At 36.9% G+C, this 25,677-nt stretch carries 26 protein-coding genes and 1 rRNA gene; 20 read left to right on the top strand and 7 right to left on the bottom strand.

Annotated features, from left to right (window positions below):
- Positions 1 to 79: 79 nt before the first annotated feature.
- The 4 genes from NST60_RS06530 to NST60_RS06515 are packed head-to-tail and all read left to right on the top strand — an operon-like array spanning position 80 to position 3,827.
- Positions 80 to 1,057 carry a branched-chain amino acid ABC transporter permease gene (locus NST60_RS06530; RefSeq protein ID WP_016202753.1) on the top strand — a complete coding sequence of 326 codons (978 nt, stop codon included), beginning with the start codon at positions 80 to 82 and terminating at the stop codon, positions 1,055 to 1,057.
- Positions 1,058 to 1,066: 9 nt separating this feature from the next.
- On the top strand, positions 1,067 to 2,299 hold the full coding sequence (locus NST60_RS06525) for a branched-chain amino acid ABC transporter permease (protein WP_341098419.1): 1,233 nt from the start codon (positions 1,067 to 1,069) through the stop codon (positions 2,297 to 2,299).
- 30 nt (positions 2,300 to 2,329) lie between these two features.
- Positions 2,330 to 3,103, top strand: a complete 774-nt coding sequence (locus tag NST60_RS06520) for an ABC transporter ATP-binding protein (RefSeq protein WP_224427596.1) — start codon at positions 2,330 to 2,332, stop codon at positions 3,101 to 3,103.
- Positions 3,104 to 3,116: 13 nt separating this feature from the next.
- Positions 3,117 to 3,827: an ABC transporter ATP-binding protein gene (locus NST60_RS06515; RefSeq protein ID WP_407939798.1), complete on the top strand. Its 711-nt coding sequence runs from the start codon at positions 3,117 to 3,119 to the stop codon at positions 3,825 to 3,827.
- Between the two features lie 59 nt (positions 3,828 to 3,886).
- Here NST60_RS06515 and NST60_RS06510 read toward each other — a convergent pair whose 3' ends face one another.
- The gene (locus tag NST60_RS06510; RefSeq protein ID WP_169187975.1) at positions 3,887 to 4,933 is read right to left on the bottom strand and encodes a lactonase family protein; all 1,047 of its coding nucleotides are present in this window, start codon (positions 4,931 to 4,933) and stop codon (positions 3,887 to 3,889) included.
- 320 nt (positions 4,934 to 5,253) lie between these two features.
- Here NST60_RS06510 and NST60_RS06505 point away from each other — a divergent pair, with 320 nt between their 5' ends.
- Both NST60_RS06505 and NST60_RS06500 read left to right on the top strand, forming a co-directional pair.
- Positions 5,254 to 6,330: an ATP-grasp domain-containing protein gene (locus tag NST60_RS06505; RefSeq protein ID WP_224427595.1), complete on the top strand. Its 1,077-nt coding sequence runs from the start codon at positions 5,254 to 5,256 to the stop codon at positions 6,328 to 6,330.
- A 331-nt stretch (positions 6,331 to 6,661) separates the two neighbouring features.
- Entirely contained in the window at positions 6,662 to 6,850 is a 189-nt protein-coding gene (locus tag NST60_RS06500; RefSeq protein ID WP_169187977.1) for a hypothetical protein, read from the top strand.
- A 293-nt stretch (positions 6,851 to 7,143) separates the two neighbouring features.
- Here NST60_RS06500 and NST60_RS06495 read toward each other — a convergent pair whose 3' ends face one another.
- Positions 7,144 to 7,260, bottom strand: a complete 117-nt coding sequence (locus NST60_RS06495) for a YfhE family protein (RefSeq protein WP_084668702.1) — start codon at positions 7,258 to 7,260, stop codon at positions 7,144 to 7,146.
- Between the two features lie 280 nt (positions 7,261 to 7,540).
- On the opposite strand from NST60_RS06495, the gene recX reads away from it, so the two are divergent.
- Positions 7,541 to 8,350, top strand: a complete 810-nt coding sequence (gene recX, locus NST60_RS06490) for a recombination regulator RecX (RefSeq protein WP_341098417.1) — start codon at positions 7,541 to 7,543, stop codon at positions 8,348 to 8,350.
- Between the two features lie 56 nt (positions 8,351 to 8,406).
- Positions 8,407 to 8,727, top strand: a complete 321-nt coding sequence (locus NST60_RS06485; protein WP_016202761.1) for a YfhH family protein — start codon at positions 8,407 to 8,409, stop codon at positions 8,725 to 8,727.
- 59 nt (positions 8,728 to 8,786) lie between these two features.
- On the opposite strand, the gene NST60_RS06480 is transcribed toward NST60_RS06485, so the two are convergent.
- The gene (locus tag NST60_RS06480) at positions 8,787 to 8,936 is read right to left on the bottom strand and encodes a small, acid-soluble spore protein K (RefSeq protein ID WP_016202762.1); all 150 of its coding nucleotides are present in this window, start codon (positions 8,934 to 8,936) and stop codon (positions 8,787 to 8,789) included.
- Positions 8,937 to 9,063: 127 nt separating this feature from the next.
- On the opposite strand from NST60_RS06480, the gene NST60_RS06475 reads away from it, so the two are divergent.
- Entirely contained in the window at positions 9,064 to 9,333 is a 270-nt protein-coding gene (locus NST60_RS06475) for a YfhJ family protein (protein ID WP_016202763.1), read from the top strand.
- Between the two features lie 547 nt (positions 9,334 to 9,880).
- Here NST60_RS06475 and NST60_RS06470 read toward each other — a convergent pair.
- On the bottom strand, positions 9,881 to 10,861 hold the full coding sequence (locus tag NST60_RS06470; protein ID WP_016202764.1) for a metal-dependent hydrolase: 981 nt from the start codon (positions 10,859 to 10,861) through the stop codon (positions 9,881 to 9,883).
- Positions 10,862 to 11,279: 418 nt separating this feature from the next.
- Here NST60_RS06470 and mutY point away from each other — a divergent pair, with 418 nt between their 5' ends.
- Positions 11,280 to 12,386, top strand: coding sequence for an A/G-specific adenine glycosylase (gene mutY, locus NST60_RS06465; RefSeq protein ID WP_169187979.1), 1,107 nt, complete (start codon positions 11,280 to 11,282; stop codon positions 12,384 to 12,386).
- A gap of 24 nt (positions 12,387 to 12,410) precedes the next feature.
- Here the strand turns inward: mutY and NST60_RS06460 are convergent, their stop codons facing one another.
- Positions 12,411 to 12,635 carry a hypothetical protein gene (locus NST60_RS06460; protein WP_101729585.1) on the bottom strand — a complete coding sequence of 75 codons (225 nt, stop codon included), beginning with the start codon at positions 12,633 to 12,635 and terminating at the stop codon, positions 12,411 to 12,413.
- Positions 12,636 to 12,753: 118 nt separating this feature from the next.
- Between NST60_RS06460 and fabL the strand changes: the two genes are divergently transcribed.
- The 5 genes from fabL to NST60_RS06435 all read left to right on the top strand — a co-directional run bounded on the left by fabL (position 12,754) and on the right by NST60_RS06435 (position 17,378).
- On the top strand, positions 12,754 to 13,497 hold the full coding sequence (gene fabL, locus NST60_RS06455) for an enoyl-[acyl-carrier-protein] reductase FabL (protein ID WP_169189615.1): 744 nt from the start codon (positions 12,754 to 12,756) through the stop codon (positions 13,495 to 13,497).
- Between the two features lie 178 nt (positions 13,498 to 13,675).
- A complete protein-coding gene (locus NST60_RS06450) occupies positions 13,676 to 13,858 on the top strand; it encodes a gamma-type small acid-soluble spore protein (RefSeq protein WP_016202768.1) in 183 nt (60 codons plus the stop codon).
- A 286-nt stretch (positions 13,859 to 14,144) separates the two neighbouring features.
- A complete protein-coding gene (locus NST60_RS06445) occupies positions 14,145 to 14,408 on the top strand; it encodes a YgaB family protein (RefSeq protein WP_016202769.1) in 264 nt (87 codons plus the stop codon).
- A gap of 192 nt (positions 14,409 to 14,600) precedes the next feature.
- Positions 14,601 to 15,131 carry a nucleoside tri-diphosphate phosphatase gene (gene ntdP, locus NST60_RS06440; protein WP_016202770.1) on the top strand — a complete coding sequence of 177 codons (531 nt, stop codon included), beginning with the start codon at positions 14,601 to 14,603 and terminating at the stop codon, positions 15,129 to 15,131.
- Between the two features lie 498 nt (positions 15,132 to 15,629).
- The gene (locus NST60_RS06435; RefSeq protein ID WP_318010494.1) at positions 15,630 to 17,378 is read left to right on the top strand and encodes an ABC transporter ATP-binding protein; all 1,749 of its coding nucleotides are present in this window, start codon (positions 15,630 to 15,632) and stop codon (positions 17,376 to 17,378) included.
- A 111-nt stretch (positions 17,379 to 17,489) separates the two neighbouring features.
- Here NST60_RS06435 and NST60_RS06430 read toward each other — a convergent pair whose 3' ends face one another.
- Together NST60_RS06430 and NST60_RS06425 are read right to left on the bottom strand one after the other, a co-directional pair.
- Entirely contained in the window at positions 17,490 to 18,575 is a 1,086-nt protein-coding gene (locus tag NST60_RS06430; RefSeq protein ID WP_224427593.1) for an FUSC family protein, read from the bottom strand.
- 326 nt (positions 18,576 to 18,901) lie between these two features.
- Positions 18,902 to 20,206, bottom strand: coding sequence for a glutamate-1-semialdehyde 2,1-aminomutase (locus NST60_RS06425; protein WP_016202773.1), 1,305 nt, complete (start codon positions 20,204 to 20,206; stop codon positions 18,902 to 18,904).
- Between the two features lie 198 nt (positions 20,207 to 20,404).
- On the opposite strand from NST60_RS06425, the gene NST60_RS06420 reads away from it, so the two are divergent.
- The 5 genes from NST60_RS06420 to NST60_RS06400 all read left to right on the top strand — a co-directional run bounded on the left by NST60_RS06420 (position 20,405) and on the right by NST60_RS06400 (position 25,362).
- Positions 20,405 to 20,809, top strand: coding sequence for an ion channel (locus NST60_RS06420; protein WP_101729582.1), 405 nt, complete (start codon positions 20,405 to 20,407; stop codon positions 20,807 to 20,809).
- Between the two features lie 69 nt (positions 20,810 to 20,878).
- Complete coding sequence (gene bcp, locus NST60_RS06415; RefSeq protein WP_224427592.1) at positions 20,879 to 21,349, top strand: thioredoxin-dependent thiol peroxidase; 471 nt, start codon at positions 20,879 to 20,881, stop codon at positions 21,347 to 21,349.
- A 406-nt stretch (positions 21,350 to 21,755) separates the two neighbouring features.
- Positions 21,756 to 22,199 carry a peroxide-responsive transcriptional repressor PerR gene (gene perR, locus NST60_RS06410; protein ID WP_016202777.1) on the top strand — a complete coding sequence of 148 codons (444 nt, stop codon included), beginning with the start codon at positions 21,756 to 21,758 and terminating at the stop codon, positions 22,197 to 22,199.
- Between the two features lie 450 nt (positions 22,200 to 22,649).
- Positions 22,650 to 23,522, top strand: coding sequence for a nucleotidyltransferase-like protein (locus NST60_RS06405; RefSeq protein ID WP_016202778.1), 873 nt, complete (start codon positions 22,650 to 22,652; stop codon positions 23,520 to 23,522).
- A 291-nt stretch (positions 23,523 to 23,813) separates the two neighbouring features.
- Positions 23,814 to 25,362, top strand: a 16S ribosomal RNA gene (locus NST60_RS06400).
- Positions 25,363 to 25,677 lie beyond the last annotated feature (315 nt).

Genomic DNA, 25,677 nt, shown 5'->3' with positions numbered 1-25,677 from the left:
ACAATCTTCGAGTAAATTGGAAATGCATAACTACTATCTATCTATTAAACACAATTAAATCAAAAGTGTGGGAAAGAGAATGCTAACTGAAATCTTACAAACATTGCCGCAAGTTTTAATTGATGGATTAACATTAGGAGCTGTATATGCCGTTATTGCATTAGGGTACACAATGGTTTATGGAATATTAGAATTGATAAACTTTGCTCACGGTGAAATATTTATGTCAGGAGCATTCATTGGGACTGCTATCTTAATTACTTTAACAAGTCTAGGATGGACATCCATGTTACCTGCAGTAGTCTCGCTAATTATCATGCTTCTAATCACTAGTCTAATCACAGGATTTTTAGGAATGGGAATAGAAAGAGTGGCGTATCGTCCGCTTCGAAAAGCACCTAAGTTGATTGCGCTTATCTCTGCAATTGGTATCTCCTTTTTATTACAAGACATCGTTCGTTTTATCACGGAATTATTCAAAGGAAATTATATCTTAACTTCGCCTAGTCTATTTTCCAACAAAATAAATATCGGATCCGTTTTTGGTTCTCATGCTGCAAGTTTTAAAAGCTCGTTTTTAGTTGTTATCATAGTAGCTGTTATTTTGATGGTAGGATTAGATTTCTTCGTTAATAAAACGAAGTGGGGTATGGCAATGAGAGCAGTTGCTCAGGATAGAGATACGGCATCTTTAATGTCGATTAATGTGAACAAAGTCATCTCTGTAACCTTCTTTGTAGGATCTGCTTTAGGAGGTGCCACTGGAGTATTATTTGCCGTCCAATATGGCACAATTGATCCGTATATAGGATTTATCCTTGGACTTAAAGCATTTACAGCAGCTGTATTAGGCGGTATCGGTAATATTCGTGGAGCCATGCTTGGTGGTATGTTAATTGGCTTAATTGAGATGTTTACAGCAGCCAATCTTTCTGTTATCACGGGTGGAGTGATGGGAGCAGAATATAAAGATGTTGTTGCATTTGGCATATTGATTATCGTTCTTATATTTAAACCAGAAGGCTTATTTGGAAAAGCCGTAGCAGAGAAAGTGTAGGTGTAAAAGATGGCTAACATAATAAAAACGATACAAACAAATAGGGTCGCCCAAATCATTCTTTTCTTTGCATATGTTTTGGTGACTACTGCTGCACTGGCCTTTTCGCAAAAATCAGTCATTGCCTTTTTGCTCCTACTATTATCGCTATTACTCCTTTATTATATGAATCTGGGAAATAAGATGAAGTGGATTATTGCTTTATTAATCTTAGTGATTGTTCTCCCAGTTTCAGCAAGTCAAGGGCCATCCTATCAAGCATATATGGAAGTAGCAACAATGGTAGGAATTTATGTCTGTATGGCTTTAGGGCTGAATATCGTTGTTGGTCTTGCTGGTTTGCTTGATTTAGGGTTTGTTGCTTTCTTTGCTGTTGGCGCCTATACATATGGTATTTTTGCGACAGCACAAGCAAATAACTTTATGCCCTTTGGAACATACCCTTTGTCAGGAAACAGTTTTTGGTTTTTCATTATCATTGGGTTATTTGTAGCTGCCTTATTTGGCGTCTTATTAGGAATTCCAGTATTAAGAGTAAAAGGAGATTATTTGGCCATTGTAACATTAGGTTTTGGAGAAATAATCCGAATCGTTTTTAATAATTTAGATAAACCAGTCAATATTACGAATGGAGCGATGGGTCTTCCAAGTATTCAACAGCCAGAGCTATTTGGCATCACTTTATCACAGCCAAACCAATTCTATTATATTGTGCTAGTTATGTTTATCATCGTTATTTATGCAGTTACAAGAATGGAACATACAAAATTAGGACGATCTTGGAAAGCGGTAAGAGAAAACGAGCTTGCTGCGCAAGCTATGGGAATTCCACTTGTAAAAACAAAATTAACTGCATTTGCTATCGGCGCTTCTTTTTCAGGAATGATGGGAGTCGTTTTTGCGGCTAAGCAAATGTTTGTAGATCCAACAAGTTTCACCTACTTAGAATCTACTACTATTCTTGTAATGGTTATTTTAGGAGGAATGGGAAGCGTACCAGGTGTTATTTTGGGAGCGGCAGTTGTAACGATTTTGAATTTACAGGTGTTAACCGAATTAACTGGATGGTTAAGCCAAGTAACTACTATTCCTGATGCTTTATCTCCAGCAAAAATGCAAAGATTCATCTTCGGTGCACTTTTAATTACTATGACCTTATATCGTCCTCAAGGATTGATACCTGCTAAAAATAAGAAGTTTAATGACAAGAAATTAAAAGAGAGCATAGCAGAAAAACAGTAATCTACTAAATTGCTTAAGGAGGGGCATCAAGTGAATATACTCGAAGTGAAAGGATTAACAAAAACATTTGGTGGGCTGGTCGCAAATTCCAATATTGATATGACTGTTGAGAAGAACTCTATTACAGCGGTAATTGGACCGAACGGGGCTGGAAAAACGACTTTTTTTAATATGATAACAGGCGTGTATAAACCAACGTCTGGAGAAATATTACTCGATGGAAAATCAATTGCTGGGTTTAAGCCTCATGTAGTAGCCAAGCAAGGGATTTCCAGAACCTTTCAGAATATCCGCCTTTTCAGTGAGATAACGGTATTGGAAAATGTGATGGTCGGAATGCATAACCATATAAGAGGCGGCTTGATTGGCACATTGCTTCAATTGCCAAAGGCTAAGCATGAAGAAGAAGCAATGAAAGAGGCATATCGGATATTAGAATATGTTGGGCTTGCTGATCTATTAAATGAAGCGGCTGGAAATTTATCATACGGGGCGCAACGTAGATTAGAAATTGCTCGTGCTTTAGCCACAAAGCCTAGCGTTTTATTATTAGATGAGCCTGCTGCTGGTATGAATCCGAAGGAAACAAATCTTTTAACCAACTTAATTCAAGATATGTGTAAAAAATATGATTTGACGATTATTTTAATTGAGCATGATATGAAGCTAGTAATGGAAATTTCTAATCATATTATCGTCTTAGATCATGGAGAGAAAATTGCAGAAGGTGGTCCTGAAGAGATTCGTTCCAATCCGAAAGTAATTGAAGCCTATTTAGGAAAAGGAGCGGTATCACTTGCTTAAAGGGGGGAGCAGTGTGGAAAAGATACTAGAATTAACGGGAATAGAAGCTTGGTACGGTGGAATTCAAGCATTAAAAGGAATTAGCTTACATGTCGATAAAGGAGAGATTGTTACGCTCATAGGAAGTAACGGTGCGGGAAAATCGACCACTCTTAAATCGATAAGTGGGCAGGTTCCTATAAAAAAAGGCAGTATTTTTTATAATGGAAAGGATATTGCCAATATAGCAGCACATAAAACAGCCGTTTTAGGTATTTCTCAAGTACCAGAGGGGAGAAGGATTTTTCCTAAGCTTTCCGTGCGAGAAAATCTACTGATTGGTGCGTTTGCAGTAAAGGATAAACAATTAATTGAAACAAGAATGGAAAAAGTATTTGAATATTTTCCGCGGTTAAAAGAAAGAGTGGAGCAAAAAGGTGGAACGATGAGTGGAGGAGAGCAGCAAATGCTGGCGATTGGACGAGCACTCATGATGCAGCCAGAGGTGCTGATGCTAGATGAACCATCGATGGGACTTGCGCCAATTATTGTAGAGCAAATCTTTGAAATTATAAAAGAGTTAAACAAACAAGGAATGACTATTTTATTAGTAGAACAAAATGCATTCCAAGCCTTGCAAATTGCTAGTAGGGGATATGTTATTCAAACAGGAGAGATTGTGTTAGAAGGAACAGGAGAAGAACTAATTACAAATAAACAAGTGCAGGAAGCTTATTTAGCTTAAGGCAAGAAAAGAAGGAGAAGGCTTTTAATTAAGAGACCTTCTCCTTTTTCACGACTATATTAATGATTTAAAAATTTTACACAAACTGGTTCTGGTGCCTCGATTTCTGATTGCAATAAAGTTAGTTTTCCTGTAACCGTATCTCTTTCAAATAAAGTCAGTGTATCTGATTGTTCATTTGATGCAAGTAGGAATTGTTCTGTTGGATCTAAAACAAAATCTCTTGGCCAGTTTCCTTCTGTAGAAGTTCGGTCGATAAAGGTTAATTGACCAGTTTCGCTATTTACTTGGAAGATAGCGATAGAATTATGCCCGCGGTTACCAGCATAAACATAGTTTCCGTCTGAAGAAAGATGGATTGCACTTCCTTGGCTATTTTCCGTGAAATCAATTGGTAAAGTAGAGATGTATTGTAATTCCTCAAATGCTCCAGTTTCGGAGTTAAAAGATAAAGCAATGACTTCATTGCTTAATTCTGTCATGACATAAGCAAATTTCCCATTAGGGTGGAAGGCAATATGTCGTGGGCCGCTTCCAGGTTTAACGGATAAACTGCTAACTTCTTCTAGCATCCCGTTAACAAGCTTGTAAGTATCTACTCGGTCTGTTCCTAAATCAACAGATACAGCATATTGATTATTAGGACTGAAACCAGCAAAATGCATATGGGGTTTTTCTTGGCGAGCAGTATTAGGCCCTGTCCCAGAATGTTCAATAATAGAGGCAACACTGTTTAGCGATCCATCTGTATTTAATGGGTAGGATTCGGCCGTTCCTTTATGATAGTTTGCAGAAAGGACGATTGTTTTATCTGCATCCACACTTACATGACAAGGAGATGCCCCTTCTGAATATTCGCTGTTAATAAGTGAAAGGCTGCCATCTGATTGAATAGAATAAGCAGAAACACCACCTAAAGAACCTTCTTTACCAACTGCAAATAAGTGCTTATTATCGTTTGTAACCGTTAAATAGGTAGGGTTTTCAATTTCAGCAACAAGCGAAACATCCGTAATTTTTTTCGCATCTGTATCTAATACAAATGAATAAATACCTTTACTAGTTTTCTTTGTATATGTGCCAATGTAGCCAGTGAATTTTGTCATAAACAGATCTCCTTTAACATTTTTACAAAATTAATACTATTTATTAATTATAGCATGAGCCTAATAGAATGGTACAAATTAGCATCTGTCTATACAAATAAAAGTATTATTTCTTTCTATTTTCCCTTATTTGCTAACTTGAAACAAGTGATGAAATTTGAATTTTCAGCAAACAATGTTTGGGCATGCAGGAATTTGACGGTGCTTGTCGAATTTCTTGTTTAATAATAAGAATAAAAATAGAGAAGACAATCCATACTAAAAAATTCAGGAAGAAGCTAAAAAGTGGAAATCATTAGTATAGCTGAAAGGATAGGATAATGAAGAAAAGAATTTGGTTTAATCAATGGTTCACAACTGTTGCACACTTTATTGAAATGATTCGGTATAATTCAGATGGGATTGAATTTGAAGTATACGGTACATCTACCAATGAAAATGCTCTCTATTTAAGTTACTGTGATGCTGCATTTATGGAGCCTGATACATATGGGGAAGAGTATGTTCAATTCTGCATAGCGTTTTGTCGTACACATTCGATAGATATATTTGTTCCTCGTAAGGAAAATGTTCTTATTTCCAAGCACATTAAGCAATTTGCTGAGTTGGGAGTGAAGGTACTGGTTTGTCCAGATGCTCGGTTAATGGAAATGCTCGATGATAAGGAAGCTACCTATCGATTAATAGAAAATCACTCTCTCTTGAAAAACTATGTTTCAATTCCAGAGTACTTCATTGTAACGAATGCAGAAGCATTTAAAACTACGTATAACCGTTTAAAGGAGATGGGACATAAAGTATGCTTCAAGCCTGTAATAGGGGAAGGCGGCAACGGTTTTCGACTAATTAAAGATCAATTGGATACCATTGAGGAGTTATTTTACAAAGGCGTTTCCCATCAAATCACCTTTGAACATGCATACACTATTTTGAAACAACAAGCAGTATTTCCTCCTTTAATGGTGCTGGAATATTTGGATGGGACAGAGTATAGTATTGATTGTTTAGCCTATGATGGAGAACTAATGGCAGCTATCCCAAGAAAAAAAGGCAAAGGAAGAGTAAGGGAATTAGAAGAAAATCAAGAATTAATAACATTAGCAGAAAAAATAAATGAGGCTTTGGAGATTCCATTTGTCTATAATATTCAAGTTAAATATAAGGATGGAAAGCCGAAACTATTAGAGATTAATCCGAGGATGTCGGGAGGACTCCATTATAGCTGTCTTGCAGGAATCAATATGCCTTATCGAGCGGTAAAGGTATTAATAATGGGCAATAAAGCTATAGAACGTATAGAGCCGCATTTTGGAATTAAATCAAGCTATTTAGAAAAGGAAGTCATATTGAAAGATATTACTGAAAAAATTTCACAGGAAAGAGCGTTTTTTTCCTAATTGTAGCACCTAAGTATAGTTTGTAGAGAAAAGTCGAATTCTTAGCATAAAAAGAATTCGACTTTTTTGAATGGATATTCATTGAACGATTCTTGCATATGAAAAAAAACAGTTTATCGACAAAAAGATTTTGTAAACACTTTCGTAAAATGTTCTTTATAAAAAACAAAAAATATTGACATAGCGAACAGATAAGTTTATATTTAAATATATAAAGGGGGATTTATATAAAATCGTTCTCAATAAAGAACTAGTGAATAGAACATAAAAATACTTAGACTATATATTTTCTCGTCTTGTTCTTTATTATGAATCAGTAAAAGGGGGAATAATGATGAAATCTGTATTAATAAAAATGAAAATCAACCAAAGCATGCGTCTTGCGAATAAGTATTCATTGAAGTCCAATAAAGCAAGGGGAGGGTTAGAAAGAAATCATTATTTCCAAAAGTATATTTTTTACTATAATAGAGCTCAGTTATTAGAAGAAGACAGAATCAAGAATAAAGCAGCTATATAAAAGAAAGTTATTAGTAGCCATCATATTATTATTTTACCTTTTGAAGTAGGTCTTAGCCATATAAGTGGAAAGGCCTATTTTATTGTATTTTCAGAAAATAACCGTTGTGGAAAAACTATTAGGTTATTAACGTATTTACTCACAACAAAAAGGTTGTAAATATAGTATTCCACAGCTTTATCCACATTATCAACAGGTAACGTATGTGTTTATCCACAGAAATGTAAGGGTTTTACAAAAAAGAGGAAGAAGATTGTTCTTATCCAATCTCTTCCTTTTTAAATGTCTTTTTCTTATTTATTATCTTTTCTACTAGCAGCTCGATCAGCTATTTTAAATTCATTCTGATATGTTACTGCTTGCATGCTAGATAGTGTATGCTTCGGTTTTTGTTTTTTCTTTCCTTCCACTTTACAACATTCCTTTCCATTTCGAGTATGTTCTTTATTCTTTCCTAGTTAGATAAAATAGATTCAGAATGTGAACGAATTTTGTTAAAGGCAAAAGTACTGCGATTCTCCTTTTAATATGCTACATTCTAATTAGATAAAGTGAAACTTTCATCAGTGGGGGTTTTCTTTGGCCCCCATTGATGGCTAGTTGAACCAATCGGACCTTTATGGACAGTTAGAGTGGGACAAAAGTTGCGAGAAAGAAAAAGTTAAAAATAGATAATGATGTGGTGATTGGATGATTATAAGTAAAATTACAAGGCAAAAGGAATTGAATGACCGCTACAATATATTTACGATGAAGCAGGGCAAAGATGTTTATGCCTTTAGTGTGGATGAGGCTGTATTAGTTAAATACCAGTTGCGAAAAGGGATGGAGTTAGATTCTCTTTTATTAAATCAAATCCAGTATACGGATGAAATAAGAAAAGGCTATCATACGGCAGTTAGATATTTGGCTAAAGTGAAAAGAACGGAAATGGAAGTAAGAACACATCTCTCTGCTAAAATGGAAAATGATTCATTCGTTTCGGAAGTGATGACGAAATTAACAGATATGAAATTTATCGATGATGAAGATTATGCTTTTTCTTATGTGCGCACCCAGCGCAATACGACAACAAAAGGGCCAGAAGCAATTAAAAGAGAACTGAAGGAAAAAGGAATTCGGATGGAATTAATTGATCGTGCGATGGAGGAGCTTTCCTATGAGGATCAAGTGCTGGCGGCCCAAAAGATTGTTGTAAAGTTTTTAGCTGGAAAGAACAAGGATTCAAAGAAGATATTAATGCAGAAGCTAGATCAGACACTAGTGAGAAAGGGCTATACAGCTGATATTATTCAAGAAGTAAAAAGAATGCCGGAGATTCTTGAAATGGATACAGATGAATTAGAAACCGTTCGTATTCATGGCGAGAAGGCAAGAAGAAAATATGCTAAATATACAGGATATGAATTTACGCAAAAGATGAAGCAATTTTTATACCGTAAAGGATTCTCGATGGATCTTATCGAACAGTATTTAGACGAAATAGAAAGGGAAATCTAATTTTTTGCCGATTCCAGAGAATTTTATTAAACTAGTTGGTAGTGGAGGGAATATAAATGCTGACAAAAAGATATAGCATGATGACAGAACATGAGCTCCGTATGGAAATATCCACTTTAAATGATCAAGCAAAAAAGGCAGAACAGCTTGGAATGGTTAATGAATATGCCGTTTTAGAAAGAAAAGCGGTTCTTGCAAAATCCTATTTATTAGATCCGAAAGAATATAAAGCAAATGAAGTATATGAAATAGAAGGAGCTCCTGGAGTTCTTTTTCAAATCGATTATATGAATGGTGTGTTTGCCTGGGGAAGACGCAAGGTGGAAGGCAGCCAAGAAGAAGGGATTCCTATCGCCCTTTTAAAAAAGAAAAAATGAGTAAGGAGGAGGGACCGGAAATGGTCTCTCCCTCTTTCCTACAGAAATAAACGTTTTTCTTATTTTTTAGGTTTGCGATGAGAGGAAGCGTGCATTCTCTCTTGAGGATGTGTATTGATTGTGCCATTTGCTCTTTTAGAAGCGTATTCCGCTTTCGCTCTCGGTTCCCCTTCAAGCTTAACATCATTTGGATTATCTACATTTCCCATCGTTATACCTCCAAGAATTAACTAAGTAAACAGTAATAAACTCATTTTTGTTTATCACTATGGATAGTATTTGTTATACACCAGCAATCTATAAGTAAAAATAGAAAAAGAAAGAAGGAATGAAACGATGCATGAAGCACAAAAGAAATTAGTCGAACGGCTATTAGAGCTTAATTCTTTTATTTCAGTAGGGCAAGCACAGACATGGGTTGAATTATTATGGGAAGATTTTGAAGCTACTTATGCCAAAGCGGGTCGGAAATATCAAGGCGAAGAAGTAACAGAAAAAGTAGTCAGCCAGTGGATTGAGAACTATGGTGGAAAGCTTCATGAATTTGTGGCAGAAAACCCAAAATATAAAGAATTCCTGACAGATGACAAAAAGAAATTACATTAAGAAGAAGCGAGACTAGGACATAATAAAATAAAAAATAGGTAAAGGCGAACATGCTCTAATTTAGCACTTAAATGGTTCTTTCCCTATACTCGTTATTTATGTTTCTTAATATAGTTAAGTATAGAAACTATGTTGTTCCATTGCGCTACAGACACTCGCTTTCCGCGGGGAGGAAGCTGAGCCCCCTCCTTACATGCACTGCGGGGTCTCAGCCTTTCCTCTACTTCCTCCCGCAGGAGTCGAGTGTCTTCCGCTCCATTTCCCTTCATTTTTAAAGGCTATTTTCTAAAACCTAATTCTTTTACTAAGAAAAAAATGAAATAGATTGGAAAATGAAGCAGCCTGAATACTCGTAGACTCCGGTGGGCCAGCGCGAGCCCCACGGAAAGCGAAGTGTATTCAGGCTGCAGGTGATTATCACAAACCTTCTTTTTTACATGAATAAAAACCCAAACAATGATACGAACTATTTTTTACATCAATCTTCGTATCATTGTTCGGGTTTATCTTCGGCTGGAATACTTATATCCCAGCTTCATTTTTCATACTAGTTGGTAAGGATATCGAGTTTCTTCTTTAGTTTATCTTCACTAAAGATCCATCCTGTGTAAGAGGTTATGATATTCAAGTTTAAATCAAGATGAACGACAGCCACAAACGGATAATGTCCATTACTTCGATAGCGTAAGTCAATAAACCGAACTTGGTATTGGTCTTCCAGTTCCTGTACTTCCCAACGGAATACAGGAGAAAAGGATAAGAAGGCAGATAAGTTCTTATCTTTTTGTGCTGCTGCAAGTACCGGTGTACTTGGAACCGGAGTGCGATGGAATTTATCGTAAATTTCAATTTCGTGCTGATGAGAGCGGCCAACATAAAAGGAGTCCTCTGTCATAACCGCGATACGCCAATGGTTATATCTCATTGTTGGTGATAAAATAATTTCCGTTGCATCTGGAATCATCTTTTTAACACTTCTTTTTACCTTCAGCTGTGTAAAGATGCGAAGTAAATAATAGCCAATAAGCACAATAAAAAGGGTTAAAAAGGTATATCCAGGATTTGCGCCAAATACCCAAAACAAGATAGCTACAATATGCAGAGAGAAAATGATTGGATCAAATGTATTAATAATCCCTAATGCAACCCATTTATTTGTAAAAGGACGTAGGGCCTGTGTTCCATAAGCATTGAAAATATCAACAAAAACATGCAGGAAGACCGCTATAAAAGTCCACAGCCATAAATGGAATAGATTCACCCCTGGAAAAACTGGGTACAGAACCGCAAGAATGACTAGCGGCCATAAGATGACTGCCGGTATGGAGTGCGTTACGCCACGATGATTGCGTATATAAACAGCATTGTTTCTTAATTTTAAAACTGTATCGATATCTGGTATTTGTGAACCGATGATTGTTGCGATGATGACACTTGTCGTTGTTGCAGGGTTTGAAGCAACAACAGGGTCTAGTGTAGCAAGCCCACCAAGAGCAATCCCCATAACGATATGTGTTCCTGTATCCAAAATACCAAACCTCCCTGATTTTTCTCTCCGAATTATTTGGATGAAAACACCATAATTACAATAAAAATATCCTTTTCTTTTTTCTCAACAAAAGATACACTACAAACAGTTAAAGAAATTCGCATAACGAAAAATGCGGATAATGTTATTAAATAATAAATATAGCTGACAAACAATCGGACAATCGCGTAATTTTTTTTAAATAGCTCTTCTATTTAAAATGAGGAAAATTTACTTATTTATACTTCATTTAGATATTAAATTGGCGAGGATAGTTTTAAATTTGATAGTTGAATTTGTAATACTTTCATTCTATCCCATTCCATCCTATGATGCATACCATGTCCAAAAGAATAAAAAGAAATCTATTTAATGTTATTCCCCAAAAAAATTAATAATTAACATCTGGAGGTTTATAGTGACAGAAAGGCAAGAAATCATTAAAAATCAAGTGAATGTCGAGCAATTTAGAGAAGATTTATTAAATTGGTTTACGGAAGAACAAAGAGAGCTTCCATGGAGACAAGATCAAGATCCCTATAAAGTATGGGTATCTGAAATCATGCTCCAGCAAACAAAGGTCGATACGGTTATCCCATATTTTAATCGATTCGTTTCTCAATTTCCAACAATAGAGGCATTGTCTAAAGCGGAAGAAGAGAAGGTATTAAAAGCTTGGGAAGGATTGGGGTATTATTCAAGAGCAAGAAATTTACATGCTGCCGTTAAGGAAGTTCATGAAAAATACGGAGGAAAAGTTCCTAACACGCCTAAAGAAATTGCAGGCTTAAAGGGAGTCGGCCCCTACACAGCTGGCGCGATTTTAAGTATTGCATATGGAGTGCCAGAGCCGGCAGTAGATGGAAATGTAATGAGAGTTTTATCAAGAATCCTATCTATTTGGGAAGATATCGCCAAACCGAAAACAAGAAAAACATTTGAAGAAGCAGTACGTGTTCTTATCTCGCATGAGAATCCTTCTTATTTTAATCAAGCACTTATGGAACTTGGTGCCCTAATTTGTACACCTACTTCTCCTTCGTGTCTGCTTTGTCCAGTGAGGGAACATTGTCATGCCTTTGATGAAGGGACAGTAACAGAGCTTCCTGTAAAGACAAAAAGTAAGAAACAAAAGACGGTACAGCTTGCGGCAGTCGTCTTGACAGATGAGAATGGAAGAACATTGATTCATAAGCGACCAAATACAGGGTTGCTGGCGAATCTATGGGAGTTTCCTAATATGGAAATCGTTCAAGTGTTGAGAAGTGAGAAAACACAGCTTGAAGAAAAGCTTTTAGAAGACTATCAGGCTAAAGTGGAAGTTGGCGAAATGATTACAAGAATTGAACATGTTTTTTCCCATTTAATTTGGAATATCAATGTATATAGTGGAAAATTAATTGATTTAAAAGAGGAAAAAGAAGATTTACGAAGAGTGAATGCAGAAGAAATTGAACCTTTCCCGTTCCCAGTGTCTCATCAAAAGATGCTGAAATTTTTACCAGAGCAAGTGAAGAAAGGGTGACCATATATGGGTGGTCACTCTTTCTTAATCATAGCTTACTTCTGTTCCGTGTGTATAATCAGCTTCGTTTCTTTTTAATCCGCCTCTATTTTCAATTTCCTCTATTATTCCACGGTGAATACTAGTACCTTCACTATTGAGATAGGGAGTCATTTGCTGCAAGGAATGATGAAAATAGGCAAGTTCAGTATCCTTCCAATCAGATTTCGCAATCATTGCTAATTCGGTCATATCTCTTCCAACATACATATTAAATACCTTCCTTTACTTTTCCCGTATTACTGTTTATTGTGCGAATCTTGATTGCGAACTATGCATGAATAGAGGTAAAATGAGAAGTAAATGGATGGGAAAGGAATTAAAAAGAATGACAAACAAAGTAGCATTAATTACCGGAAGTAGTAGAGGAATTGGAAAAGAAACAGCGATCCGCTTAGCAAAAGAAGGCTATGATATTGTAATAAACTATGCAAGAAGCAAAAAGGCAGCACAAGAAACAGCTGATGAAATTACGGCATTAGGAAGAAAAGTTCTATTAGTAAAAGCAAATGTTGGCGATGTGGATAAAATAAAAGCAATGTTTGCAGCAGTAAAAGAAGAATTTGGAAGACTCGATGTTTTTATTAATAATGCAGCATCTGGGGTATTAAGACCAATTATGGAATTAGAAGAATCTCATTGGAATTGGACGATGAATATTAACAGTAAAGCATTATTATTCTGTGCTCAAGAAGCGGCAAAGTTAATGGATAAAGGTGGCAAAATTGTTAGCATCAGTTCATTAGGAGCGATTCGCTATTTAGAGAACTATACAACTGTTGGTGTTAGTAAAGCGGCAGTTGAGGCATTAACAAGATATTTAGCGGTTGAATTAGCACCGAAAAATATTGTGGTAAATGCCGTGTCCGGTGGTGCAGTAGATACAGAAGCTTTAACACATTTCCCAAATAGAGAAGAATTGCTTCAAGCTGCCGCTGAAAAAACACCTGCTGGCAGAATGGTTGAAATGGAAGACCTTGTTAATGCAGTTATGTTTTTAGTAAGTGACGATTCAAGCATGATCAGAGGACAAACGATTATTGTTGATGGTGGTATTTCATTACTAGTATAAGACGTTACTCGCAACAATTTTACTAAAAAGCATTGGTATAAGAAGAGGGGATTTTCCTATTAAGGAGAATTCCCTTTTAATTTGATCGGAATAGATTTTCTGGATTTTATTGGTAATAAAAAACTTTGGATAGAACTGAAACGTCTGGGACAAATTAATATGCGTGGAGGTGATATTCATGGCTAAAAAATCTGGTGTAACTCAAACTGGAACTAACATTCAAGAAGTAAAACAACAAAACGCTCAATCTGCTGGTCAAGGTCAGTATGGTACTGAATTTGCTAGCGAAACAAGCACTGCAGAAGTAAAAAAATATAACCAACAAGCAGAAGCTAAAAAAGCTAAAAACTCTAGCAAATAATGCAAACAAAGGGCACTTCACTTACGGGAGAGTGCCCTTTGCTTTCGTCAAAAATAGTCATCATCTTTATTATTATTATTTTTTTAGTAGACGTTTAATGGTTACATAATTGTATTGAGGCTGTGAATTAGACTAGAATGTTCGACAAAACTTCTCTTTTGTCTACAGAAGTAGTCAAAGGAATAAACATACATACGAAGAAATAGTAAAAGGAAGATTTAATAGAAAAGGGTCTATTTATATACAAATGCAGAACCTAAATTAAAAGAGTAGGATGTGTTTTTTCATGGATGTATTTAACGGATTAGTTGGAGAACAAATGCGAATAATGGAAAAACTGTTATATTTACAAGGCGAATTAGAACGGTGTGAAGAAATAGAGGCACAATTACAAATACTACAAAAAGAAACGGAATTAAAAGAAGTGCAAATAGAAATTATTAACATGAAAGAAGAGCTTAAAGAAATACAGAAAATTTTTGAAATCCAAACAGAAAAGGTCATTAGAGTCTACCAAGAAAATGAACTGAAACTATCTTCTAGTTCATAAAAATATGGAATATTTAAAACCATTGTGTAATTTCAATGGTTCTTTTGTTTTAAATTTACTAGAGAACCGTTATAATAAGAAATAAGAAAAAAGAGGAATCGTACTTTGTTGCCTTAAATGAAATAATGAATTGCTTTTAGTATGTAACAGGTTACAAAGCGTCCGTAAATAGAAAGTAGGGGAGAAATAAAAATGGGCGTACCTATCGAGGGTGAACCAATACAAATTCACAGTTACAAGCATAATGGGCACATCCATCGAATCTGGGACGAAACAACGATACTTAAAGGGACGCAGAACTTAATAATAGGTGGTAATGATCGTACAATTGTTACGGAATCAGATGGAAGAACGTGGGTAACGCGTGAACCTGCAATCTGTTATTTTCATTCACAACAATGGTTTAATGTCATTGGCATGCTTAGAGAAGATGGCATTCATTATTATTGCAACCTAAGCTCCCCGTTTATATACGATGGAGAGGCACTTAAGTATATTGATTATGATTTGGATATCAAAATATTTCCGGATATGACATTTAATTTATTAGATGAAGATGAGTACGAACGACATCGCCAAGAAATGAAATATCCAGAGGTCATTGATCATATTTTGAAAACGCAAGTAAATCAATTAATACAATGGATAAGACAAAGAAAAGGTCCCTTTGCACCAGATTTTGTTGATTTGTGGTATGAAAGATACTTAACGTACAGAAGTTAATATGGAAGACTGAAAAAAGCATGTTGAATTTCAGCAGGCTTTTTTCTTATGCATAAGCTTCGAATAGTGATAAAATGGTTCCTTGTTATTAAAGTGTGAAAGAATTTAGAAGAGAATGAAGGGGGTTAAAAATCTTAGGGAGCGTTTTCGGTTGGTGGCATAAGGAAGAGGAAATAGAGAGGGATCTCTGAGCCTGTTTTGATTTTAAAAGAGAGAAAAATGGACCAGAGAAGGCTCCTCAGTGCCCGTTTGGACGTTGGAAGAGGGAAAAAAGGGAACAGAGAGAGCCTATCAGAGCCCATCCCGCTTTCGAATAAAGCAAAATGCAATTTTAAGGTGGTCAGTTGGCTGCAAATTATTTATCAATGTAGCTTAACACTCTAAAGTGGAAATCAACGAACTCCATTAAAAAAGGTATTTTCGAGAAAGAATCACAATCAAGTTTTCCAAACAGAAAAAACGGAAATAAAACAAGTGCAACAAGAGAGGGGAGTATATGTGGATAGTATTAAAAGGTATATGACCTTTGTAAAGCCATACCGATGGCAAATCATTGGGACAATCATCATCGGTATTGTGAAATTTGCGATACCGCTATTAATACCATTGCTATTGAAGTACGTAATCGATGACATAATCAATAACACGACCTTAGACCAGGCAACTAAAATGAGTAATCTATGGACAATCATGATCATCACGATGATTATTTTTATTGTGGTGAGACCGCCGATTGAATATTACCGTCAATATTTCGCACAATGGACTTCTAATAAAATATTATATGATATCAGAGATCAGCTTTTTATGCACCTGCAAAAATTAAGCTTGAAGTATTATTCCAATACCCGTGCAGGAGAAGTTATTTCCCGTGTAATAAATGATGTGGAACAAACGAAAAACTTCATTTTGACTGGTTTAATGAACTTATGGTTAGATGCCGTAACGATTTTAATCACAATTGGAATCATGTTTACGATGGATGTGAAGTTAACCTTTGTCTCTATTATTTTGTTACCGTTTTATGCCCTTTCCGTAAGCTATTTCTTCGGTAATTTACGTAAATTAACAAGAGAAAGATCCCAGGCTTTAGCTGGTGTGCAAAGCTTTTTACATGAAAGAGTTCAAGGGATTTCTGTTATTAAAAGCTTTGCTACCGAAGATCATGAACAAAAGCATTTTCAAAAGTATAATAATACCTTTTTAGAAAAAGCAGTCGATCATACGAAATGGAATGCTAAAGCATTTGCTGTAGTTAATACCATTACCGATATTTCTCCATTGATTGTGATTGCTTATTCAGGCTATCAAGTGTTGAATGGCGATTTATCTTTAGGAGCGATGATGGCATTTTTTGCTTATATTGAAAGATTGTATAATCCGTTAAGAAGATTAGTGAATTCCTCCACGACGTTGACGCAATCAATCGCATCTATGGACCGGGTATTTGATTTAATTGATGAAAAATACGATATTCAAGATAAGCCAAATGCTGTTCCTTGTAAAAATGTAAAAGGAGACATTACTTTTGAAGAAGTAGATTTTGCCTATGATACAAAAGATCCGAAAGTACTAAATAATATTTCCTTACATATTAAGCAAGGAGAGACAGTGGCTTTTGTGGGAATGAGCGGTGGAGGTAAGTCCTCGTTAATCAGTCTTATTCCGAGATTCTTTGATGTTACCGGTGGAAGAATTCTTTTAGATGGAAAAGATATACGCGATTTGCAAGCACGTTCTTTAAGAGATCAAATCGGTATGGTTTTACAAGAAAATATACTCTTTAGTGAATCGATTAGAGAGAATATTATGATTGGAAACCCGAATGCAGCGGAAGAGGAAGTGATTGCAGCTGCAAAAGCGGCGAATGCCCATGACTTTATTATGCAGTTGCCGGAAGGGTATGAAACGAAAGTAGGAGAACGAGGCGTGAAATTAAGTGGGGGACAAAAGCAAAGAGTAGCGATTGCTCGCGTGTTCTTGAAAAATCCGCCCATCTTAATTTTGGACGAGGCAACTTCTGCTTTAGACTTAGAAAGTGAACAATCGATTCAAGAGTCTATTGAAGCATTGGCAAAAGATAGAACGACTTTAATTGTGGCTCATCGTCTATCTACTATTACGCATGCTGATCGGATTATCTTAATCGAACACGGTAAAATCATGGAAGATGGCACACATGATGAACTGATGAAGTTACAAGGTCATTATCATGATCTATTTCAAATACAACAATTAGGAAATTAAAAGCAAAAGGGAACCAGAAAATCGTTTCTGGTTCCCTTTTTTTCAAGGAAGAAAGTTTACGTTTTTGCAGTCAATTTAGTGTCTAAACCCTGGGTGTCCAGAGTTTTTTTCTTATTCTTCAATCGTTACATCAGCCTCATGCTGATGATGCACTTGAATGGACGTAATTAATGTATCAAGATGCTCGACATTCTCGTCATATTCAATGATAGCAGAGACGATTTGCATCATATGATATTGCTTCAATGCTTCTTCATTTTCATGCACCGTTAACTCGGTCTCTTTATAGTAATTCATTAATTCCTGAAACAGCATGTTACGGTCAAGAGAAATGCTGCCTTCTTCAAAAACAACATTTGGCTTTACTTTGCCAATAAATTTAAGCATAACATGTTCGTGATGATGAATCAGACAGTCCAGCTGTTGCTGGATGATATGCTGTAACTCTTCCGGCAAGCTCAATAGCTCATTTTCATAACGATGAATCTTTTTCAACGTTTGAAAAGATTTTTTCAATGTCGCAATCATTTGACGATAAATTACTAATTTCCTTGTTTTTAATAAGGTTGTCTTTTTGAAGTAATTTCGTTCTTCTTTATAGAGCGTATATAATTGATCTATTTTCATTAAACGATCTGACATTTTATCAATATCGTTCTTTAGTAGGCTGTGCTCAGAGGCATGTCTAATGTTCAAACGAATCCACTTTGTTATTTCCTCACTCATATCAGAAATATGATTGTACAATTTATTTTCATACTTAGGTGGTAGAAAAATCAGATTGACGGTCGATGCAGAAAGAATTCCTAGCATCACGGTGGAAAAACGGATTATCGCAAAGGTAATGAAATCATCTGTCGGTGACTCCATAATCGCGATTAGTGTTACCACGGATAACGTAATCGTTTTTTCTAAGTTTAATTTCAAGTTGATGGTAATAACAATGATTGCTGCAAGTCCGATGATAAAGACATTGTTTCCAAAGCTTAATACAAAGATGACTGCAATAATAGCGCCAATGATATTGCCTTGTACTTGTTCGATAATAGATAAATAAGATCGATAGACGGTTGGTTGTATGGCAAAAATGGCAGAAATTCCTGCGAAAACAGGAGTTGGTGCATTTAATAGTTGTGCTAAAAATAAAGCTAAAACGATGGCGATTCCTGTTTTCAGAATACGCGCTCCTAGTGTCATAAATAAGTGTTCCTTTCCTTTAATGTTACTAACATATTTTCTTATACCCCTTACTTTTTGCGAAAAACACGAAAAGTAAACACAATAATGTACTATACAGTGATTAGATGCTAACTTCAATAGACTAATGCCTGATTTTTTCTTTTTTCGATCGTTTTTAAAAAAATGGACATATTGTTGTTAAATTTGAAATGGATTTAAACTATATTAGTGGTGTAAAACGTTCCAATGGGTGGGGATTTCTGCTGCAAAAACAGTTGGTGGAATTTAGTTGGAGTTTCATTAAAAAAGGTCCAGTATTGTACTGAACCTTTTTTAACTACTAGTTAAAACTTATATTCTTCTTTAAGTGTTGCGAATGCTTGATCTACTGCGTGTAGGGTTGCTTCGATATCTTCTTCTGTGTGTGCGATAGTGATAAACCATGCTTCGTATTTGGATGGTGCTAGCATGATTCCTTGTTCTACTAATAGTTTAAAGAAGCGGCCGAACATTTCGCCATCTGTGTTTTCTGCTTGTTTGTAGTTGGATACTTTTTCGGTTGTAAAGTATACAGTAAGTGCTCCTTTTAAGCGGTTGATAGTAATGGGAACATTGTATTGTGTTGCTGCTTCTAGTATTCCTTTTTCCAACAGTGCACCTAATTTGTCTAGATAATCATATACGCCTTCTTGCTTTAATACTTCTAGACAAGCAATTCCTGCTTGGATGGATGCTGGGTTTCCGGCATGTGTTCCTGCTTGATAAGCTGGACCAATTGGTGCCACTTGATCCATGATTTCTCTTTTGCCGCCATATGCACCGATTGGAAGACCGCCGCCAATCACTTTTCCTAATGCTGTTAAATCAGGCTGAACACCAAGTAAGTCTTGTGCTCCCCCGTAAGTAAAGCGGAAAGCGGTGATCACTTCATCATAAATAACAAGTGCACCTGCTTTATGTGTTAGGTCATTGATTCCTTGCAAAAAGCCTTCCACTGGTTCCACGATACCGAAGTTACCAACGATTGGCTCTACTAGAACAGCTGCAACCTGATCGCCCCATTTATCTAATGCTTCTTTATAGGCATCTAAATCATTGAAAGGAACAGTGATGACATCTGCTGCAATGACTGCTGGCACACCGGCAGAATCTGGAGTACCAAGTGTAGAAGGGCCAGATCCAGCTGCAACTAATACAGGATCAGAGTGACCATGGTAACAGCCAGCAAATTTAATGACTTTATTTCTACCAGTGTAAGCACGAGCGACGCGAATCGTTGTCATAACAGCTTCTGTTCCGGAATTCATAAAACGGATTTTTTCCAGAGAAGGAATTGCCTCCTGAAGCATTTTCGCAAATGTGACTTCATGCGGTGTTGGTGTACCAAATAATAGTCCAGTTTCGGCTGCACGCGTTACTGCTTTTGTAATATGTGGGTGAGCATGTCCTGTAACAATCGGACCATATGCAGCTAAATAATCGATATATTGATTTCCGTCGACATCAAAGAAGTAAGCTCCTTGCCCTCTTTCCATAACAACCGGTGAGCCGCCGCCAACAGCTTTGTAAGAGCGAGAAGGACTGTTGACTCCTCCAACAATAATATCTAAAGCTTCTTCATGTAAACGTTCTGAATTGGTATGTAACATATAAACCTCCTATAAATCGTATCATTCTATAAAAATACCTTCCCTCATTTTAGCACTTTTTGAAAGAAGATAAAGGGAAACAGCTTTTTCGTCCACTTCCAATAGAGGAAATGGATAAACGAATAAATACACAAGACAAGCATAGATATTAATGATGGAGCCATTAAATACTTTGCAAGGAAGTAAGGGGGTAAGGAAATGTTTTATGTCTTATTAGCACTCATTCTATTTTTTATTGCGATGAGCTTAAAAACACTGTTTGTTCCTTACCGCAGAAAAGAAAAATGGGTATCGTTTGAAAATTTTATGTATCTAATTTTTGTCTATATCACCATTATGATAGGCTTTGGATTAATCTATACGTTATTCCAAATGAACGGAATTCCTGTTTATAATGATGGACAGGCGCCATCTTTGAACTATGATTTTTTTCATACTTTACATACTAGTATATATTTTAGCGGAGTGACCTTATTCTCTGTAGGCTTTGGCGATTTAATGCCGATCGGGATGGGAAGAATGGTTGTATTAGTGGAGGCGTTAATCGGTTATACGATTCCAGCCGCCTTTGTGGCACGGGCGGTATTTGATATGAACAACTAGTAAATCCCTTTTCTTGATTCATGGCAGCAAATTAGGTAGGCTTGTATAAAAAGGAAAAGGCGGGATACGATGTCTATTCATATTGGAGAAACAGTTCCAGACTTTGAACTAGAAGCAAATAATGGTGAAAAAATAAAACTTTCCGATTTTCGCGGAAAGAATGTTGTCTTATACTTTTATCCGAAAGATATGACACCTGGATGTACAACAGAAGCATGTGATTTTCGCGATAACCACGAAGATTTCAAAGGATTTAATACAGTAGTACTAGGAGTAAGCCCAGATCCGATTTCAAGACACCAGAAGTTTATTGAAAAACATGAGCTGCCATTCCCGTTATTATCCGACGAAAATCATGAAGTAGCCGAAAGCTTTGACGTCTGGAAGTTAAAAAAGAACTTCGGAAAAGAGTATATGGGAATTGAAAGATCGACCTTCTTGATTGACAAAGAAGGGAAGCTTGCTCAAGAATGGAAGAAAGTAAAAGTAGCTGGCCATGTAGATGAAATCAAACAAGCATTAGAAAAAATCGAAGCCTAATTTTTATGGTAGGGACTTTTGTCCACTCATTAAAAGGGGAGGAGCATATTGTATAGTGAGCATATACCTCCTCATATATATGTCGGTGGCCAACGAACAGTTCGTTGGTCTTTTTTTTGTAAGTGAATCTTATAGGAGTCACTCCTATAAAGAGAAGAAATGGATAAATATTCTGGTGAAAGTTATTGTTTTATAAGCATATAATGAAAGTAGATTATCAATAACATTCAATAATTCACTCTTATCTAATAGTAGGTATTGTTAAATAATCATTATTGTGTTTTCAGATTGTTCATACATCTATAAAACCGCGTTATTACAGTAACTGTATTGACAAAACCCTCCTATTATTAGTACACTATTTATAAACATTATAAAATAAGAATATCTTTTAGAAATGGGGTGCATGTCCGTGGAACATAATGAGTTGCAAGAAGCTCTTGATAAGCTGAAAGAAACAGGAGTGCGCATTACCCCGCAGCGTCATGCGATACTTGAATATTTAATAAGCTCAATGTCACATCCGACTGCCGATGAAATTTATAAAGCACTTGAAGGTAAATTTCCGAATATGAGTGTAGCCACTGTTTATAATAATTTAAGAGTTTTTCGTGAAGTAAATTTAGTAAAGGAACTGACATATGGAGATTCTTCCAGCCGGTTTGATTTCATTACTTCTCACCATTATCATATTATCTGTAAAGAGTGTGGCAAAATAGTTGATTTCCATTATCCAGGACTTGATGAGGTCGAGCAATTTGCTAGCCATGTTTCAGGATTCAAAATCAGCCACCACCGTCTGGAAATTTACGGTACTTGTCCTGATTGTGCTCAAAAAGAAGCGCACTAATGTAGAAAATAGAAGAGGTTGTCTTTTAAGTCTCGCTTTTGTAGGAAATATACGAAGCGTTTCTTTAAAAGATATCCTCTTTTTTCTGTTCATTAGTTAGGCTGTTTTCTAAAATGAATAAGTTGGAAAAAAAGAGCAGCTGGAATACACCTAGAAGCCACGAGGATTAGCGAGACAGTCTGAGACCCTGGAAGGCTCAGCGCGAGCCCTAAGGAAAGCGAAGCGTATTTCGGCTGCGGGTTATAGCAACATACTTTACGAAAACAGTCATTGTTTAAAATTATGCTCGGATAATAGTTGGATGATTTCAGCCAAAAAAAGTAATTTTATTTTTAAACAAGTTGTAGTAAGATTTCATGTATGCCATGGAAATAGGGCAGGATTTTAAGAGAAAATGTCGAAAACAATACGAAACGAATAAAATTTATTCATGGAGATGGAGGAATAACGATGGAAGATATTCTTCGTCCTATATATCAAGAAAGAGCTAGCCAGACAAATACATTGGGCGTATTAATCATTGATAAAAAACAAAATGAAATGACCGTGACAGATACTTTTGATACAGTGATGCTTATTATTGTGAAAGAAGCAGAGCAACCTGTTTTTATAAAGCACTATACATATGCGGAAAAGAAAGCAGCATTACATATTGTCACAGAAAAACAATTAAGAAGCTGGATCTTATTAGGAAATAATAAAAGAATCTTTGAATGGATATACAATGGGAGAGTTGTTTTTGATCGTAATGAATTTATTTATGAACTCAAAAATGAATTAAAAGAATTTCCCATCAATGAAAGAAAACAAAAAATGGCGCTAGAATTCGCGAAGCTTATTAAACGATATATGGATGGGAAAGCGTTCTTTGAAAATAAACATTATTTGGACGCGTATAACGATATTGTTCATTCCTTACACCATTTAGCTCGTTTAGCTGTTATTGAAAATGGATTCCATCCAGAAGTAACGGTATGGAGCCAAGTAAAACAAATGGAGCCAGAAATCTATAAACTATATGTAGAGTTAGTAAATAGTGATGAGCCGATTGAAAAAAGGCTCGAGCTTTTATTCTTAGCAAGTGAATTTTTAATTCATTCGAGAATGAGAACAAGTACAAGCTATATTCTCGATATATTAAAAGAGAAGGAAGCTTGGACATTTAATGAGCTTTTAGAAAAAGAAGCGTTACTTATCTTTTCGGTTGATTTAGGAATGCTAATAGAATATTTGATTGATAAACATCTAATAGAAGTAGTGAATATCTCAACGAAAAGCCCAGGGGTTTATCACCGATGTTATCGAGTTTTAGAAAAAAAATAAAAAAGTTTTGGAAAAAGTGTTGACCATTATTGAAGAATAATGTTATATTAATATCCGTCGCTGAAACAACACAAAACGTTGAAGTAAACGACGGAAAAGATTTTTGAAAAAGCTATTGACATCGAATGTTGATAGATGGTATATTAGGAAAGTCGCTTCTTAAGTGGCTAACTAAATTGCTCTTTGAAAACTGAACAAACAAACGTCAACAATAATCGTTTTATAATGAATGTTATAAAATAAAAACAAGTAATACAAAAGCTAGAGTTTAGCAATGAGCTAATCAACTCTTTATTGGAGAGTTTGATCCTGGCTCAGGACGAACGCTGGCGGCGTGCCTAATACATGCAAGTCGAGCGGACTTTAAAAGCTTGCTTTTAAAGTTAGCGGCGGACGGGTGAGTAACACGTGGGCAACCTGCCTGTAAGACTGGGATAACTTCGGGAAACCGGAGCTAATACCGGATAATCCTTTTCCTCTCATGAGGAAAAGCTGAAAGACGGCATCTCGCTGTCACTTACAGATGGGCCCGCGGCGCATTAGCTAGTTGGTGAGGTAACGGCTCACCAAGGCAACGATGCGTAGCCGACCTGAGAGGGTGATCGGCCACACTGGGACTGAGACACGGCCCAGACTCCTACGGGAGGCAGCAGTAGGGAATCTTCCGCAATGGACGAAAGTCTGACGGAGCAACGCCGCGTGAGTGATGAAGGTTTTCGGATCGTAAAGCTCTGTTGTTAGGGAAGAACAAGTACAAGAGTAACTGCTTGTACCTTGACGGTACCTAACCAGAAAGCCACGGCTAACTACGTGCCAGCAGCCGCGGTAATACGTAGGTGGCAAGCGTTGTCCGGAATTATTGGGCGTAAAGCGCGCGCAGGCGGTCCTTTAAGTCTGATGTGAAAGCCCACGGCTCAACCGTGGAGGGTCATTGGAAACTGGGGGACTTGAGTGCAGAAGAGAAGAGTGGAATTCCACGTGTAGCGGTGAAATGCGTAGAGATGTGGAGGAACACCAGTGGCGAAGGCGACTCTTTGGTCTGTAACTGACGCTGAGGCGCGAAAGCGTGGGGAGCAAACAGGATTAGATACCCTGGTAGTCCACGCCGTAAACGATGAGTGCTAAGTGTTAGAGGGTTTCCGCCCTTTAGTGCTGCAGCAAACGCATTAAGCACTCCGCCTGGGGAGTACGGCCGCAAGGCTGAAACTCAAAGGAATTGACGGGGGCCCGCACAAGCGGTGGAGCATGTGGTTTAATTCGAAGCAACGCGAAGAACCTTACCAGGTCTTGACATCCTCTGACACTCCTAGAGATAGGACGTTCCCCTTCGGGGGACAGAGTGACAGGTGGTGCATGGTTGTCGTCAGCTCGTGTCGTGAGATGTTGGGTTAAGTCCCGCAACGAGCGCAACCCTTGATCTTAGTTGCCAGCATTAAGTTGGGCACTCTAAGGTGACTGCCGGTGACAAACCGGAGGAAGGTGGGGATGACGTCAAATCATCATGCCCCTTATGACCTGGGCTACACACGTGCTACAATGGATGGTACAAAGGGCAGCAAAACCGCGAGGTCGAGCAAATCCCATAAAACCATTCTCAGTTCGGATTGTAGGCTGCAACTCGCCTACATGAAGCTGGAATCGCTAGTAATCGCGGATCAGCATGCCGCGGTGAATACGTTCCCGGGCCTTGTACACACCGCCCGTCACACCACGAGAGTTTGTAACACCCGAAGTCGGTGGGGTAACCTTTTGGAGCCAGCCGCCTAAGGTGGGATAGATGATTGGGGTGAAGTCGTAACAAGGTAGCCGTATCGGAAGGTGCGGCTGGATCACCTCCTTTCTAAGGAAAATGGAATTTACATTCCATCATAGATTGTTGACGATTTGTTGTTCAGTTTTGAGGGAGCAATTAATTCCTCAAAACAGTAAGAAGTTTGAGGGTAAAGAGAAACAAGCTGACGAAGAGATGCGAAGTTTATCTTTAGCCGAAATTGTTCCTTGAAAACTAGATTATGAATAGTAAAAACAAGAAAGAAACCGAGTAATCGCCATCTTAGATTCTCTATGTTAGAGAATTATTTCTTTGAAAAGTAATCGTATTAAACGAATACCTATTCAAAGAATGGAGGGTAAAGAGAAACGAGCAGGTCAAGGA

This window comes from Niallia sp. FSL W8-1348, from assembly GCF_038006745.1.
Lineage (GTDB): Bacteria > Bacillota > Bacilli > Bacillales > Cytobacillaceae > Niallia > Niallia alba.
Note: the sequence above shows the minus strand (reverse complement) of the source record. Positions and strands in the feature narration are given on the sequence as shown.

Bases quoted from the DNA above. Each gene is read 5' to 3' on its own strand.
- NST60_RS06530 (WP_016202753.1), top strand. From the start codon at position 80: ATGCTAACTGAAATCTTACAAACATTGCCGCAAGTTTTAATTGATGGA.
- NST60_RS06525 (WP_341098419.1), top strand. From the start codon at position 1,067: ATGGCTAACATAATAAAAACGATACAAACAAATAGGGTCGCCCAAATC.
- NST60_RS06510 (WP_169187975.1), bottom strand. From the start codon at position 4,933: ATGACAAAATTCACTGGCTACATTGGCACATATACAAAGAAAACTAGT.
- NST60_RS06505 (WP_224427595.1), top strand. From the start codon at position 5,254: ATGAAGAAAAGAATTTGGTTTAATCAATGGTTCACAACTGTTGCACAC.
- NST60_RS06500 (WP_169187977.1), top strand. From the start codon at position 6,662: ATGATGAAATCTGTATTAATAAAAATGAAAATCAACCAAAGCATGCGT.
- recX (WP_341098417.1), top strand. From the start codon at position 7,541: ATGATTATAAGTAAAATTACAAGGCAAAAGGAATTGAATGACCGCTAC.
- NST60_RS06485 (WP_016202761.1), top strand. From the start codon at position 8,407: ATGCTGACAAAAAGATATAGCATGATGACAGAACATGAGCTCCGTATG.
- NST60_RS06480 (WP_016202762.1), bottom strand. From the start codon at position 8,936: ATGGGAAATGTAGATAATCCAAATGATGTTAAGCTTGAAGGGGAACCG.
- NST60_RS06475 (WP_016202763.1), top strand. From the start codon at position 9,064: ATGCATGAAGCACAAAAGAAATTAGTCGAACGGCTATTAGAGCTTAAT.
- NST60_RS06460 (WP_101729585.1), bottom strand. From the start codon at position 12,635: ATGTATGTTGGAAGAGATATGACCGAATTAGCAATGATTGCGAAATCT.
- fabL (WP_169189615.1), top strand. From the start codon at position 12,754: ATGACAAACAAAGTAGCATTAATTACCGGAAGTAGTAGAGGAATTGGA.
- NST60_RS06450 (WP_016202768.1), top strand. From the start codon at position 13,676: ATGGCTAAAAAATCTGGTGTAACTCAAACTGGAACTAACATTCAAGAA.
- NST60_RS06445 (WP_016202769.1), top strand. From the start codon at position 14,145: ATGGATGTATTTAACGGATTAGTTGGAGAACAAATGCGAATAATGGAA.
- ntdP (WP_016202770.1), top strand. From the start codon at position 14,601: ATGGGCGTACCTATCGAGGGTGAACCAATACAAATTCACAGTTACAAG.
- NST60_RS06430 (WP_224427593.1), bottom strand. From the start codon at position 18,575: ATGACACTAGGAGCGCGTATTCTGAAAACAGGAATCGCCATCGTTTTA.
- NST60_RS06425 (WP_016202773.1), bottom strand. From the start codon at position 20,206: ATGTTACATACCAATTCAGAACGTTTACATGAAGAAGCTTTAGATATT.
- NST60_RS06420 (WP_101729582.1), top strand. From the start codon at position 20,405: ATGTTTTATGTCTTATTAGCACTCATTCTATTTTTTATTGCGATGAGC.
- bcp (WP_224427592.1), top strand. From the start codon at position 20,879: ATGTCTATTCATATTGGAGAAACAGTTCCAGACTTTGAACTAGAAGCA.
- perR (WP_016202777.1), top strand. From the start codon at position 21,756: ATGTCCGTGGAACATAATGAGTTGCAAGAAGCTCTTGATAAGCTGAAA.
- NST60_RS06405 (WP_016202778.1), top strand. From the start codon at position 22,650: ATGGAAGATATTCTTCGTCCTATATATCAAGAAAGAGCTAGCCAGACA.